Here is a 13,711-nt window from a genome sequence, read left to right on the forward strand (position 1 = left end):
CCGAGTGCCATGATGTTCAGATGGACGACGACATGATCTCGCTCGACGCCGGTGTCGTCACGGACTTCGACGACGACTACGACGAGTTGGCCGTGACCTCCGACGGCCCGCCGTTGCCCGAGGGCCGCTACCTCGACCGCGAGCTCAGCTGGCTCGCCTTCAACACCCGCGTGCTCGAACTCGCCGAAGACCCGTCGCTGCCGGTGCTCGAACGCGCCAACTTCCTGGCCATCTTCGCCTCCAACCTCGACGAGTTCTTCATGGTGCGGGTGGCCGGACTCAAGCGCCGCATCCTCACCGACCTCGCCGTGCCCACGAACGTCGGCCGCCGGCCCACGGATGTGCTGGAGGACATCTCGGTCAAGGCCCACGAGCTGCAGGCCCGGCACGCCGCCGCCTGGCAAGACCTCGTGAGCCCGGCACTGGCGGAGGCGGGCATCCGCATCGTCACCTGGAACGAGCTCGACGACGCCGACCGCGAGAACCTGCACGAGATCTTCTCGTCGCAGATCTTCCCGGTGCTGATGCCGCTCGCGGTCGACCCCGCGCATCCGTTCCCCTACATCTCGGGGCTCTCGCTCAACCTCTCGGTGCGGGTGCGCAACTCGAAGACCGGCAAGGAGGAGTTCGCGCGCCTGAAGGTGCCGCAGGTGCTCAACCGCTTCATCCGGGTCGATCAGCGCGAGGCGGTGAACGAGCTGCGTTTCATCGCGCTCGAAGACCTCATCGCGAACCACCTCGGCGACCTCTTCCCGGGCATGGAGATCGTGGAGCACCACGTCTTCCGGGTCACCCGCAACGAAGACGTGGAGGTGGAGGAGGACGAGACCGAGAACCTGCTGCAGGCGCTCGAGAAGGAGCTGCTGCGCCGCCGGTTCGGTCCGCCCATCCGCCTCGAGATCACCGACGACATGGACCCGGTGACGCTCGAGCTGATCGTGCGCGAGCTCGACATCACCGAACAGGAGGTCTACCGCCTGCCGTCGCCGCTCGACCTCGGCGGCCTGTTCGACCTCACCCGCATCGCGCGGCCCGACCTGAAGTACCCCAAGCACGTGCCCACCACGGCGGTGGCGCTGCTGCCGCCCGAGCCCAACGCGAAGCCCGACATCTTCAAGGCCATCTCGCGCGGCGACATCCTGCTGCACCACCCGTACGAGTCGTTCGCGACGAGCGTGCAGGCCTTCCTCGAGCAGGCCGCCGCCGACCCGCACGTGCTCGCCATCAAGCAGACGCTCTACCGCACCTCGGGCGACAGCCCGATCGTGGAAGCGCTCATCGACGCCGCCGAGGCCGGCAAACAGGTGCTCGCGCTGGTGGAGATCAAGGCGCGGTTCGACGAGCAGGCGAACATCACCTGGGCGCGCAAGCTCGAGAAGGCGGGCGTGCACGTGGTCTACGGCCTCGTGGGGCTGAAGACGCACTGCAAGCTCGCACTCGTCATCCGCCAGGAGAAGGGCCGGCTGAAGAGCTACAGCCACATCGGCACCGGCAACTACAACCCCAAGACCTCGCGCATCTACGAAGACCTCGGGCTCCTCACCGCCGACGACCAGGTGGGCAAAGACCTCACCCGGCTGTTCAACGAACTCTCGGGCTACGCCATCGAGAAGAAGTTCAAGCGCCTGCTCGTCGCACCGTTGCACCTGCGCAAGGGGCTGCTGAAGCGCATCGCGGTGGAGGCCGAGAACGCGAAGAAGGGGCTGCCCTCGGGCATCCGGATCAAGCTGAACTCCATCGTCGACGAGGCCATCATCGACGGGCTCTACCGCGCCAGCCAGGCCGGGGTGCCGATCGACATCTGGGTGCGCGGCATCTGCGCGCTGAAGCCAGGGCAGGAAGGGCTCAGCGAGACCATCCGGGTGCGTTCGATCCTCGGCCGCTACCTCGAGCACTCGCGCATCTTCTCGTTCCACAACGACGGCGACCCGCAGGTGTACATCGGCTCGGCCGACATGATGCACCGCAACCTCGACCGCCGGGTCGAGGCGCTCGTGCGGCTCGTCGACCCCGATCACCTGCGCGAGATCGACGGACTGTTCGAGCTGGCGATGTCCGACGAGGTCACTTCCTGGGCGCTCGACGCCGAGGGCGACTGGCACCGCAGCGTCGTCGACGCCGAAGGCGAGCACCTGATCGACCTGCAGGACGAGCTGATGCAGCAGATCAGCCGCCGCAAGCGACCGGGCACCACGCGGTGACGGTCTTCGCGGCCGGGGCCGTCTGCTGGCGGGTGGTCGACGGCAAGGTCAACGTGCTGGTCATCCACCGCACCGCGCACCGGGACGTGTCGTTGCCGAAGGGCAAGGTCGACCCGGGCGAGACCCTCCCCCAGACCGCGGTGCGGGAGATCGCGGAGGAGACGGGCCTCGCCGTCACGCTCGGCGTTCCGCTCGGCGTCACGAACTACACCATGCCGAACGGGCGTGAGAAGGTGGTGCACTACTGGGCGGCCGAGGCGACCGAGGGCGCCATCCTGGCCTCCACCTTCCTGCCGAACGGGGAGGTCGCGGCCCTCGAGTGGCTGCCCCTCAAGCGGGCCATGGGCGCGCTGACGTACGAGCGCGACGCCGAGATCGTGGAACGCTTCCGCATGCTGGTCGAGCAGGGGGTCACCCGCACCTTCGCCATCATCGCCCTCCGGCACGCCAAAGCGATTCCGCCGTACCAGTTCGACGGGCCGGACGCCGACCGGCCGCTCACCGAGCGGGGGCGGGGCGAGGCGCGCTCGATCGTGCCGAGCATCGCCGCCTTCGGCCCGGAGAAGCTGTACTCCAGCACCGCCCGCCGCTGCCGGCAGACCGTCGATCCGCTGTCGAAGGCGCTGAAGCTGCCGGTCAAGACGACGGATGCGATCAGTCAGGACGCGTACGAATCCGGCGAGAGCGCCGTGCGGGAGATGATCGGCAAGCGCGTGCGCAAACGGGTGAACGTCGTGGTCTGCAGCCACGGACCGGTGCTGCCCGACATCGTGCGCGAGGTGGCGCTGGCGACCGGCACCGCTCCCGTGGCCACCGTCTCCCGCGCCGGCGACCTGCCCGTCGCCGGTTTCTCGGTTCTTCACCTCTCGGTCGACCGGCCGGGCTCGGGCATCATCGCCATCGAGTCCCACGTCCCGAGTCCGTGACGAGTCCGTGACCCTCGGGAGTTCGCCGATCGACGGGGTTCGTTAACCTCGCGTTCATCTTCGTGCGGGTCACTCGTTAAGCGTCGCGCTTAGTGTCGCAGGCGGGTCAGCACCGACCCGACCCGCGCGTGCTCCGATCGAGTTCGATCCATTTCACTTGGGCCGTGACGGGAACACCCGATTCGAAGGGAACACAGTGAAGCTCAAGAACGTGGCAGCGGTGGGCAGTCTCGCCCTCGTGACCGCCCTGGCACTGTCGGCCTGCGCCAGCGGCAGCGGAAGCGACGGCACCCCGGCCGCCTCGACGACTCCGACCACTGCGGCAGTCGACTACAGCTCGCTCTCCGGCACCATCACCGCCGGTGGCTCCAGCGCCCAGGCCAACGCCCAGGCGGCGTGGATCACCGCGTTCACGGCTCAGGCCAAGGGCGTCACCATCAACTACGACAAGTCGCAGGGCTCGGGCGGTGGCGTCACCAACTGGCTCGCCGGCAGCTACGACTTCGCGGGCTCCGACTCGCCCCTGAAGGAGGACCAGCAGGCCTCCTCGCAGACCATCTGCGGCCCCGGCGGCGCGCTCAACCTGCCGATCTACCTCGACGGCGTCGCGGTCATCTACAACCTCCCGGGCGTGAAGGACCTCAACCTCTCCTCGGCCACCATCGCGAAGATCTTCTCGCTCCAGATCACCACCTGGAACGACCCGGCCATCGCCGCCGAGAACCCGAAGGCCACCCTCCCGGCGACGCCGATCACCACGGTCACCCGCTCCGACGGCTCGGGCACCACCACCAACTTCACCAACTACCTCAGCCAGACCCAGCCGAGCATCTGGACCAACCCGCCGTCGAACGCGTGGCCGATCGCCGGCTCCAGCGCACAGCAGGGTGGCTCCGGTGTGGTGAACACCGTCAAGGCCGGTGAGGGCACGATCGGCTACGCCGACCACAGCGCCATCGGCGACCTGACCGCAGCGAACATCCAGGTCGGCGACAGCACCGACTTCGTTCCGTTCTCGGCCGACGGCGCCTCCAACGCCTTCACCGAGGCCGCTGTGACGCAGGACACCGGTGTCGAGGGTGACCTCGCCCAGAAGATCGACTACACGAAGATCACCGACGCCGACGCCTACCCGATCCCGCTGATCTCCTACGCCATCCTCTGCACCACCTTCGCCGACGAGGCGCAGGCGGAGCTGACGAAGAGCTACATCGGCTTCGTCGCGAGCGAGGTCGGCCAGCAGGTCGCCGCGAAGAACGCCGGCTCGGCGCCCATCCCGGCCGACATGCTGTCGCAGATCGCCACGAGCCTCGAGCTCGTCAAGTAACACCCTGACAAGAACCCGTTGCCGTCTGGCTCGTCTACGCCAATACCCTTGAGAAAGAGTGCAGTGAGCGAAAACACAGCAGTCCGATCCATCCCGAGGAGTGCGGGTGGAGACGACCAGACGGCAACCGGTAAGGACCCCATGAGCACACCCGGCTCCCCGCAGCCGAGCGGCCCCGCGAAGAAGGTTCGGGCGAAGGCCCGCCCCGCCGACCGCATCTTCCTCGGCCTCAGCACCGGCTCCGCCGCCTCGATCATGGTGATCCTGGCCGGCGTCGCCCTGTTCCTCATCATCCAGGCCGTCCCGGCCATCGTGGCCGACTGGCCGAACAACTCCGATCTGAACAGCGGACCCACGGGTGGGTACCCGAACTTCTGGGCCTATGTCGGCCCGCTGATCTGGGGAACGCTCTTCGCCTCCGCGATCGCGCTCGTCATCGGCGCCCCGGTCGCCATCGGCATCGCCCTGTTCATCTCGCACTACGCGCCCCGTCGCCTGGCCGGCATCCTCGGCTACCTGGTCGACCTGCTGGCCGCCGTGCCCTCCATCGTCTTCGGCCTCTGGGGCATCATCGTCATCCGCCCCTTCCTGCTGCCGCTCTCGGACTGGCTGAACACCTACCTCGGCTGGATCCCGCTGTTCGGCGGCCAGGTCTCCACCACCGGATCGACCATCCTCGCCGGCGCCGTCGTGCTCGCCGTCATGATCCTCCCGATCATCACCTCCATCTCCCGCGAGATCTTCCTGCAGACGCCGCGCCTGCACGAGGAGGCCGCGCTGGCTCTCGGCGCCACCAAGTGGGAGATGATCAAGCTGGCCGTCTTCCCCTACGGCCGCTCCGGCGTCATCAGCGCCACACTCCTCGGCCTCGGCCGCGCGCTCGGCGAGACGATGGCCATCGCGCTCATCATCTCCCCCGCCATCCTGGTGTCGGTGCGGATGATCACCGAAGGTGAGAACTCCCAGACCATCGCCGCGAACATCGCCCTCAACTTCCCGATCGCCACCACGCTCCAGCGCGAGGCGCTGATCGGAACCGGTCTGCTGCTGTTCGTCATCTCCCTGGCCGTGAACATGCTCGCCCGCGTCATCGCCGGCCGGGCGGGCAAGGGTTCGCAGAAGAAGAAGAAAGCCATGCTGGCCCAGCTGCCGCCGTCCGACCCGAGCACGGTGCTCGCGGTCGACGACGTTCTGGCCAAGAAGCGCAACGAGGGCGCGGTCGAGCAGGCCGAAGCGGCTGCCGTCGACGGCAGCCCGTCCGAGATCGACGAGGAAGAGCGAAAGGGTAAGGACGCGTGAGCGCCACCATCAGCCCCAGCCGGCAGCCCACCGGGCGCATCACCAACTCGCTGACCTCGGGTCAGCTCCCGCGCCTGATCGAGTGGTACGTGCTCGCCGGGTCGCTCGCGCTCAGCGCGATCATCCTCGCCCTCATGGGCTTCAACATCGCCGGCTGGCTCGTGCTCACCGCGGTGATCTACCTGCTCGCCCTCGGCATCCTCTCCTCCGCCGTCGAGAACCGGCGCAAGGCCACCGACCGGGTGATCCGAGGCCTCGTCACGGTCGCCTTCCTGCTCGCGCTGGCGCCGCTGGTCTCGACGCTCATCACGGTGTTCGCAAACGGCATCGGGGTGATCAACTGGGACTTCGTCACCCAGACCTCGGCCTCGGTGTTCAACACCGACACCCTCGAGGTGACCACGCAGGTGGGCGCCTGGCAGGCCATCGTCGGCACGCTCATCATCACGGGCATCGCCGCGCTCATCTCGATCCCGATCGGCATCCTCACCGCGATCTACCTCGTCGAGTACGCCACGAAGCAGAACTGGATGGCCCGCACGGTCACCTTCCTCGTCGACGTGATGACGGGCATCCCCTCCATCGTCGCCGGTCTGTTCGCCTTCTCGCTGTTCACGCTCATCGTGGGGCCGAAGGCGTTCAGCGGTTTCTCCGCATCCGTCGCCCTGTCGGTGCTCATGATCCCGATCGTGGTGCGCTCCTGCGAGGAGATGCTGCGGCTCGTGCCGATGGACCTCCGCGAGGCGTCGTACGCCCTCGGTGTCTCGAAGTTCTCCACCATCACGAAGATCGTGCTGCCCACGGCCATCGCCGGCATCGTGACGGGCGTGATGCTCGCCATCGCCCGCGTGATCGGCGAGACCGCGCCCATCTTCATGGCGGCGAGCTTCACCGACAACTTCAACGCCAACCCGTTCGACGGCCCGATGCAGACGCTGCCCGTCATGGCGTACACCGGCTACAAGTTCCCCGGCCAGGACATCGCGGCGTCGAACGCCTCCGCCTGGGGGGCGGCGCTGCTGCTGGTGTTCCTCGTCATCATCCTCAACCTCATCGCCCGCATCGTCGCCAAGGTGTTCGCACCCAAGGGCTCGCGGTAACCCGAACCCGAACCACCACCGAAAAGGAACTGACGTGTCCAAGCGCATCGAAGTCAACGACCTGAACGTGTTCTACGGCGACTTCCTCGCCGTCGAAGGCGTGAGCATCAACATCGAACCCCGCACCGTGACGGCGTTCATCGGGCCGTCGGGCTGCGGCAAGTCGACCTTCCTCCGCACCCTCAACCGCATGCACGAGGTCATCCCCGGCGCCCACGTGAAGGGCGAGGTGCTGATCGACGGCAACGACCTCTACGCCCCCGGCGTCGACCCGGTGCTCGTGCGCCGGCAGGTGGGCATGGTGTTCCAGCGCGCCAACCCGTTCCCCACCATGTCGATCCGCGACAACGTGCTCGCCGGGGTGCGCCTGAACAACAAGCGCATCTCGAAGAGCGACGGCGACGACCTCGTCGAGAAGTCGCTGAAGGGCGCGAACCTCTGGAACGAGGTCAAGGACCGCCTGAACCTCCCCGGCTCCGGCCTCTCGGGCGGCCAGCAGCAGCGCCTCTGCATCGCGCGCGCCATCGCGGTGTCGCCCGACGTGCTGCTGATGGACGAGCCGTGCTCGGCGCTCGACCCCATCTCGACGCTCGCCATCGAGGACCTCATCGAGGAGCTGAAGCAGGAGTACACGATCGTGATCGTGACCCACAACATGCAGCAGGCCTCGCGGGTGTCGGACAAGACCGCGTTCTTCAACATCGCCGGCACCGGCAAGCCCGGCAAGCTCATCGAGTACGACGCGACGCCCACGATCTTCTCGAACCCGTCCGTGCAGGCCACCGAGGACTACGTCTCCGGCCGCTTCGGATAACCTCCTCGCGAGCCGTCGATTTTGGCCCTAAGACTTCGGTTTTAGGGCCATTTTCGACGGGTCGCGATGAGTTCTAGGCGGTGGGGGCCACGATGATGGGGGTGGTGGTGGGGGTCTTCGAGCCGCCTGCGGGCTCGACCGTCACGCCCACCGTGTCGCCGGCGCTCATGGCACCGGCGAGCACGTGCCAGGAGGTGCTGTTGTCGGCCGCCGCGAAGGTGCCCGCGGGAATCGCGCCCTGGCTGCGGATGTACCAGGCCTCGTAGACCTTGCCGTCGGGCAGCGGCGGCAGCCCGTCGGCCAGCACGGCCGACCGGCCGAGGCTGTTCGACCAGACCACGGTGGCCGTGCCACCGCCTTCGACGGGAACGGATGCGCGCTGCGAGTCGGCAGCCGCGGTGATGCGGGCGAGATCGCTGCTGGCGGCGTCGACCACAGCCGTCGAGCCGAGACCGCCGGAGAGAGCGGTGCCCACCACTCCCCCGCCCACGAACAGGGCGGCGGCAGCCGCGACCGCGGCCACGACGCCGATGGGGCGGGCGAACCAGCGGGTGCGGGCGCGAGCGGCAGCGGGGCCGTCCGGTGCGGAGGCCGCCTCGGCCGCAGCGGGAGCCGGGACGAGAGGGGCTGCCGCGTCCGGGACCGGTGTGTTCTGCGCATCCGGAGCCGACGCATCCGGAGCGCCCGCATCCGGGAGCGCGGGAAGCTGCGGTGTGCCGGCGAGCTTCGCCATCAGGTCGGCCTTGAGGCGCGCCGACGGAGCCACCGGCGTCGCAGCGAGACCGAGGAGGCCGGCCGTCTCGACCAGGCCGTCGGCCTCGTCGCGGAGGCTCGGTGACGCATCCGCTGCTTTCTCGAAGGCCTCGGCCTCCTCACGCGAAACCGCGTCAAGGGAGTAAGCGCCGGAGGACAGGCGCGGGTCGTCGTCGTCAGGTGTCGTAGTCACGCGGTCACCCCCAATTCGTCTCGGAGTCTGATCATTCCGTCGCGGAGTCGGGTCTTCACGGTCCCGATGGGGATCGAGAGGATGCCCGCGATCTCGGAGTGGCTGTAGCCGCCGTAGTAGGCGAGCGAGATGGCCTCGCGTTGCAACGCCGTGAGCTGGGCCATGGCGCGTTTGACGCGTTCGTGCTCGATGCGGATCTCGACCGTCTCGCTCACCTCGTCGTATTCCGGTTCGATGTCGCGGAGGCCGATCCGTTCGTCGCGGTCGTGTCCGGACTGCGATGAGCGTACGCGGTCGACGGCGCGGCGGTGGGACATCGTGAGGATCCACGACAGGGCGCTGCCGCGCTGCGACTGGAATCGGGAAGCCGTTCGCCAGACCTCGAGGAAGACCTCCTGGGTCACCTCTTCGGACTGCGCGTGATCGACGAGCACGCGCCGCACGAGGCCGAGAACGCGCGGGGCGGTGCGGTCGTACAGCTCGGAGAAGGCGTCCTGGTCGCCGGCGGCGATCTGGTGGAGGAGTCGTTCGAATGTCACAGCGGCGTCGGAGCTCCCTGTGTCCGGCCCTCGATCGCTGGTCACGAGTTCAAGCATGGCAGGTCACACTCGCAATCGGATTCGACGGGCGGAACCTCGGATCGGGTTCACACCCGGTATTCGAAGCCGTGCGCCGAGTGGATTGGGGTGCCGGTGTGCTCTTCACACCCCTGCGCGGTAGAGGTGCCGGGCCGCGGAAACGCCTCTCGGCGAAAGGCCGCTCGTAGCGGCGAATATTGGAGCCCGGGGTTACCGCGACCCGACGGCATCCAGTCTACGCACTCAGTCGAGGCTGTCGTGCCGCCAGAGGGCGGCGGACTGCGCGAGGTCGTCGCCGATGGTCTCGAAGCGGAGGGCTCGGGTGGTGAGTGTGCTGGCCGTATCGGGCGCGCCGATCTCGGCCTCGTCGGCGATGCCGGTGCAGCCGTGCGCCATGATGCGGCAGAACGCCGCCGCTCGCTCCAGCGCGATGGCGAAGTCGCCGGTGAACAGCCCCCGCAGGATCTGGTCGGCGAGTTCGGTGATCTCCTTGGGGCCGGTCGGCGCCTCGGCGCCCGCGAGCACCGGGTCGATGCCCGGGATCTCGCTGCTGCCTCGTTCGAAGAAGTAGCTGGTCTGCTCGGGGTTCTGCCGGATGAGCGCGCGCAGCAGGTAGATGCGCCAGAGGCTCCCGGGCAGGCTGTGGGCGCTCGCACGAGCCCAGAGCTCGGCGATGGCGTCGATGCCGTGGTCGTCGGTGAAGCTCAGGAGTCGGTCGATCACCTCGGGCTGCGGGTCGTCGCGCACCCGGCTGAGCAGCGCGCCCGCGGTCTCGTGCGCCACCCGGTTGATGGTCGCCGGGTCGTCGCCGCCCTGGAACGCCTCGAAGGCGGCCCCTGCGAAGAGTGCCGGCTTGTGGAAATCGTTGCTCATGCCATCCCATCCTGCCCCCGTCGGGGCTCGTGACTCCTCAACGCTACGCGCGCGCATCCGTTACCGCTGCCGGTCACGCGCTGAGCGAACGAGGGTGGTGGTTTCACGGTAGATTGGAGGGCGAGGGCCTGTAGCTCAGTTGGCAGAGCATCGGACTTTTAATCCGCGGGTCGAGGGTTCGAGCCCCTCCGGGCCCACCAGTGATCCTTAGGTTGGTGTTGCTGCCTCGTGGTCAGCGGGTGCCGCAACGACTTGGTATCGAAAGTCAGGACGTCGCGGCCGAGTCGATCGTCGGATGACATTCTGTGGTCATGAAGGCCGCGACATTCCGCAGCGCAATCGGCGTCACACTCTTGGCAACCATCCTCTTCGGGGTGACCGGTTGCGCGCCCACGGAGCACGCTGGCCTCCTGATCGATCCGCAAGCCCTGACGTGTCATGTCGACGCTGAACAGCGCGACTCGGTTCTGCAAATTCCGATCGTGGCCGAGCCCAGGCTGGAGTTCACGCCGGATATTCTCCGCGTCGAGCTCGACGAGCCACAGAACGTCGCCGTCGCCGGCATCGACCTGGTCTTTGAGGCGAGTCCCTACGGGCCGTCCGAGCCGGTACCGACGGAGGAGATCGACAGGATGAAGGCGGCGCGTGACAACGCGATGTTGTTCCTACCGGTGCCGCGGGTCGGTAGCGCGACACTTGTGCTGCTCTTGGAGACGGAGCAGAAGGACGATACGGGCAGTTTCGATTCGCTGCGCGTCTTCTGGGGCGGAGGAGAGCCGATCTACTGGCAGACGGTCGACGTTTCCGCTCGAGTAGGCAGCGATTGCGCTCTGTCCCTCTGACTGCGGCAGCGGCGTGGATCGATCGCCCGTGACCTGCTACAGCGCCATAGGGTGCGGATGCGGAGACAGTGACCATGGTCGACGTGACGCGGGGCGATCTTCTTACGGCAGGAGCCACGACCTCACGGAGGAATGGTGTCATACGGCGCCCAGGAATCCCCTCACGAAGGCCGGTGCCGCGAGTTTTTTCAGCCGGGGCCCACGGCCGGCTGGACCGGAGCGATTGCGACGACGGCGACGTCGTCGATCACAGCCGTCACCCGGAAGTAAGAGGCTCCGCGATTCCCGGCCTGGAACTGAAGCCTCCCCTGAGCGTCGGTGACCGCACTGGCGTAGAACGTCCACTCGTTCCCGTCCGACGAATAACTCAAGTCGAAACGCGTCGAAACCCCCACCCCATCGGCGTTCTTCGTCGTGACCGTCACGAATACCAGGTTCAGAGCCTGCTGGAGTTCGAGAGTGATGGCCGGGCTGGCTCCCGACGCGACCGCTGACGGAGCCGCCACTGCCGCAACGATGACCGGTGCGGCCCAAGCACTCGCCAGAACGGCGCGCCGGCTGGGCCCAGGAGCAGTCATGCGGCCCACGCACCCGTGTAATCGCGTGGCACACGCTTGCCCCGCCGCCTCCATCTCCCCATGTGCACAGGCTATTGCATCGAGGAGCCGACGATTCGACGTCTACGGGTTCGCGTCGACACCGCCGGTTCGCGGGGTGGCGGGGGTGCCCCAGCGCATCCAGGCGGCCACGTAGATGGTGAGGCCCGTGACGAGGCCGACGATCACCCAGAGCACGATGAGGAAGTCGATCCACGAGCCGATCGGCGGCGAACCGGGGAGGAAGGTGCGCAGCGGGATGGTGGCGAACAGCATCGCACCCATCCAGCTCATCAGGGTCGCCTCGACCTTGCGGATGCCCCGGAACGCCGTGATCGCCACGAACAGCACGAGCACCGGCATCACGATCATGAGCCCGAGCAGCAGCACCCCGAACGCGAGTGTGCTGCCGGAGCGCGACGCCGTCATGTCGACGACCGGGATGGGTTCGGTCACGCCCCGCGCCTCGTCCGTGACGACGCCGGCGCCGGTCTTCGTGTTGATGAAGCCGCTGAGGTTCCACCCGGGCACCCCACCGACGACGAAGACGTCGGTCAGCAGCTCCTTCTTCACCCCGTTGACGGTCGTGTAGGCCAGCACCACCAGCTGCGTGTGGTAGCTGTCGAACGGCCACTTCTCGATCTCGCCGTCGGCGAGGATCGACACCGAGCGGGCGGGCGGGATCGTCCCAGCCTCGATGTCGATAGTGCGCTGGCCCTCGACCGGCCCGATGATGACGCTGAGATTCTGCTTGAGAATCGGACTGTCGGGCTCGAGCATGTCAGCCGGCGGATCGATCTCGGCCTGCATCACGAGGCGATCGCCTGCGGCATTCACCGCGTCCGGCGTCAGCACCACGGTTACGACGCTCGGGTCGACATCGGGCGGCCCGATCGACGTGAACCGCCCGCTGTTCGCATAGAGCAGCACCACCAGCAGGTACACCAGCACCGCGGCGGCGACGAACGCCGACACCGCCCAGCGACGACGGCGCCGCGGCTTCGCGTCGGGCATCCGCTGTTCTGCGCTCACGGGTCGAGCCTAGCGGCGTGGCGCGTGCCGCTCAGTAGATCGACTCGGCATACCGCGGGCCGTAGTACTCCTCGAGCTCCTCGAGCGGGTCACCGGGCCGCTCCACCGCCTTCGCGATGCGAGCGCGCGACGGAACAGCGGATGCGTTCCAGCTCTCCGGCTCCCAGGCGGCCGACCGCAGGAAGGCCTTCGAGCAGTGGTAGAAGACCTCCTCGATGTCGACGAGGAGGGCGACCACGGGCCGATGCCCCTTCACCACGAGCTCGTCGAAGAACGGTTCATCGACCGCTATCCGCGCCCGGCCGTTGATGCGGAGCGTGTCGCCGCGACCGGGGATGACGAAGATCAGCCCCACCTGCGGGTTCTCGAGCACGTTGTGCAGACCGTCGGCGCGCCGGTTGCCAGGCCGCTCGGGCAGCACGATGGTGGTGTCGTCGAGCACGTGCGCGACCGGCGCCGGGTCTCCCTTCGGCGAGACGTCGCAGGCGCCCGAGGCATCGGCGGTGGCGACGAAGCACAGCGGCGAGCCCGCCAGCCAGGCCCGGTCGACCTCGTCGAGCCGGGGGCGAGCCTTGTTCTTCACGCGCTCGAGCGGCTCCCCGAGCAGGGCCTGCAACCGCTCGTGGGTGGTGACGGGCGGCGAAGCGAGTTCGTAGGTCATGAAGCACCTCCTGCCACGATCCTCGCACGGAGTGCCGGCCCGCGGGGTGGGCTCAGCCGGCGGCCTCGGGGCCCGGGTTGGGCTCGGGGGTGATGCGCAGGTCGCCCCGGTTGGCCGAGACGAGCATCTGGTCGATCCAGGCGCGGTTGATCGCCGGCGGTCGCCCGCCGAAGAACCGGAACCGGAGGGGGATCGACGGATGCACCCACAACGTCTCGCGCCCGCCGCCCTGACTGACATCCATCGTCCACGACACCGTGAACGCCTCGTGATTGCGCATCTTCGAGACCATCACGATGCGCAGATGCGCGAGGAGCCGGTCTTCCATCTCAATCTCGGCCCCGTTCGGACCGTAGATCAATAGGCCCAAACCGCCGCTCCTCAGGTACTCCGGGCCCGTTGCAGCCCTACGTCGGAGCTTAACCGAGCGGAATTCAGCCCCAAAATCCGAAAATGGGGCTTGACAACCGTCGGCCTCCTTCCGCCCCGATGCAGACGCATGCACACTTGCGAGTG

Annotated in this window: 14 protein-coding genes and 1 tRNA gene; 8 read left to right on the forward strand and 7 right to left on the reverse strand. The window is 67.8% G+C overall.

Going from position 1 to position 13,711, the window contains the following annotated elements:
• Positions 1-20: 20 nt before the first annotated feature.
• From AC3WLB_RS04415 to pstB, 6 genes are all read left to right on the forward strand, one after another.
• Positions 21-2,201, forward strand: coding sequence for an RNA degradosome polyphosphate kinase (locus AC3WLB_RS04415; protein ID WP_492503640.1), 2,181 nt, complete (start codon positions 21-23; stop codon positions 2,199-2,201).
• Entirely contained in the window at positions 2,198-3,127 is a 930-nt protein-coding gene (locus AC3WLB_RS04420) for an NUDIX hydrolase (protein WP_022896257.1), read from the forward strand. Before AC3WLB_RS04415 ends, AC3WLB_RS04420 begins: the two co-directional genes overlap by 4 nt.
• 196 nt (positions 3,128-3,323) lie before the next feature.
• Positions 3,324-4,454 (forward strand): phosphate ABC transporter substrate-binding protein PstS, encoded by a 1,131-nt coding sequence (pstS, locus tag AC3WLB_RS04425; protein WP_492503642.1) that lies wholly within the window; start codon positions 3,324-3,326, stop codon positions 4,452-4,454.
• 141 nt (positions 4,455-4,595) lie between these two features.
• Positions 4,596-5,753, forward strand: a complete 1,158-nt coding sequence (gene pstC / locus AC3WLB_RS04430) for a phosphate ABC transporter permease subunit PstC (protein WP_492503644.1) — start codon at positions 4,596-4,598, stop codon at positions 5,751-5,753.
• Positions 5,750-6,853 (forward strand): phosphate ABC transporter permease PstA, encoded by a 1,104-nt coding sequence (gene pstA / locus AC3WLB_RS04435; RefSeq protein ID WP_492503646.1) that lies wholly within the window; start codon positions 5,750-5,752, stop codon positions 6,851-6,853. Before pstC ends, pstA begins: the two co-directional genes overlap by 4 nt.
• Before the next feature lie 34 nt (positions 6,854-6,887).
• The gene (gene pstB / locus AC3WLB_RS04440) at positions 6,888-7,667 is read left to right on the forward strand and encodes a phosphate ABC transporter ATP-binding protein PstB (RefSeq protein WP_022896253.1); all 780 of its coding nucleotides are present in this window, start codon (positions 6,888-6,890) and stop codon (positions 7,665-7,667) included.
• A 73-nt stretch (positions 7,668-7,740) separates the two neighbouring features.
• On the opposite strand, the gene AC3WLB_RS04445 is transcribed toward pstB, so the two are convergent.
• The 3 genes from AC3WLB_RS04445 to AC3WLB_RS04455 form a co-directional block, all read right to left on the reverse strand.
• Positions 7,741-8,613, reverse strand: coding sequence for an anti-sigma factor (locus tag AC3WLB_RS04445; RefSeq protein WP_492503649.1), 873 nt, complete (start codon positions 8,611-8,613; stop codon positions 7,741-7,743).
• On the reverse strand, positions 8,610-9,209 hold the full coding sequence (locus tag AC3WLB_RS04450) for a sigma-70 family RNA polymerase sigma factor (RefSeq protein WP_492503651.1): 600 nt from the start codon (positions 9,207-9,209) through the stop codon (positions 8,610-8,612). The genes AC3WLB_RS04445 and AC3WLB_RS04450 overlap by 4 nt, the downstream gene beginning before the upstream one ends.
• 225 nt (positions 9,210-9,434) lie before the next feature.
• Complete coding sequence (locus tag AC3WLB_RS04455; RefSeq protein WP_022897013.1) at positions 9,435-10,064, reverse strand: hypothetical protein; 630 nt, start codon at positions 10,062-10,064, stop codon at positions 9,435-9,437.
• A gap of 124 nt (positions 10,065-10,188) precedes the next feature.
• Between AC3WLB_RS04455 and AC3WLB_RS04460 the strand changes: the two genes are divergently transcribed.
• A tRNA-Lys gene (locus AC3WLB_RS04460) sits at positions 10,189-10,264 on the forward strand.
• 111 nt (positions 10,265-10,375) lie between these two features.
• Positions 10,376-10,906, forward strand: coding sequence for a hypothetical protein (locus AC3WLB_RS04465; RefSeq protein ID WP_492503653.1), 531 nt, complete (start codon positions 10,376-10,378; stop codon positions 10,904-10,906).
• A 188-nt stretch (positions 10,907-11,094) separates the two neighbouring features.
• Here AC3WLB_RS04465 and AC3WLB_RS04470 read toward each other — a convergent pair whose 3' ends face one another.
• The 4 genes from AC3WLB_RS04470 to AC3WLB_RS04485 form a co-directional block, all read right to left on the reverse strand.
• Complete coding sequence (locus AC3WLB_RS04470; RefSeq protein WP_492503655.1) at positions 11,095-11,331, reverse strand: hypothetical protein; 237 nt, start codon at positions 11,329-11,331, stop codon at positions 11,095-11,097.
• A 255-nt stretch (positions 11,332-11,586) separates the two neighbouring features.
• Positions 11,587-12,534: a DUF8686 domain-containing protein gene (locus AC3WLB_RS04475; protein WP_492503657.1), complete on the reverse strand. Its 948-nt coding sequence runs from the start codon at positions 12,532-12,534 to the stop codon at positions 11,587-11,589.
• Between the two features lie 31 nt (positions 12,535-12,565).
• Positions 12,566-13,195, reverse strand: coding sequence for a pyridoxamine 5'-phosphate oxidase family protein (locus AC3WLB_RS04480; protein ID WP_492503659.1), 630 nt, complete (start codon positions 13,193-13,195; stop codon positions 12,566-12,568).
• Between the two features lie 52 nt (positions 13,196-13,247).
• Entirely contained in the window at positions 13,248-13,700 is a 453-nt protein-coding gene (locus AC3WLB_RS04485; RefSeq protein WP_492503661.1) for a DUF7882 family protein, read from the reverse strand.
• Positions 13,701-13,711: the final 11 nt, after the last annotated feature.

The organism is Herbiconiux sp. FW305-C-125 (assembly GCF_058783455.1).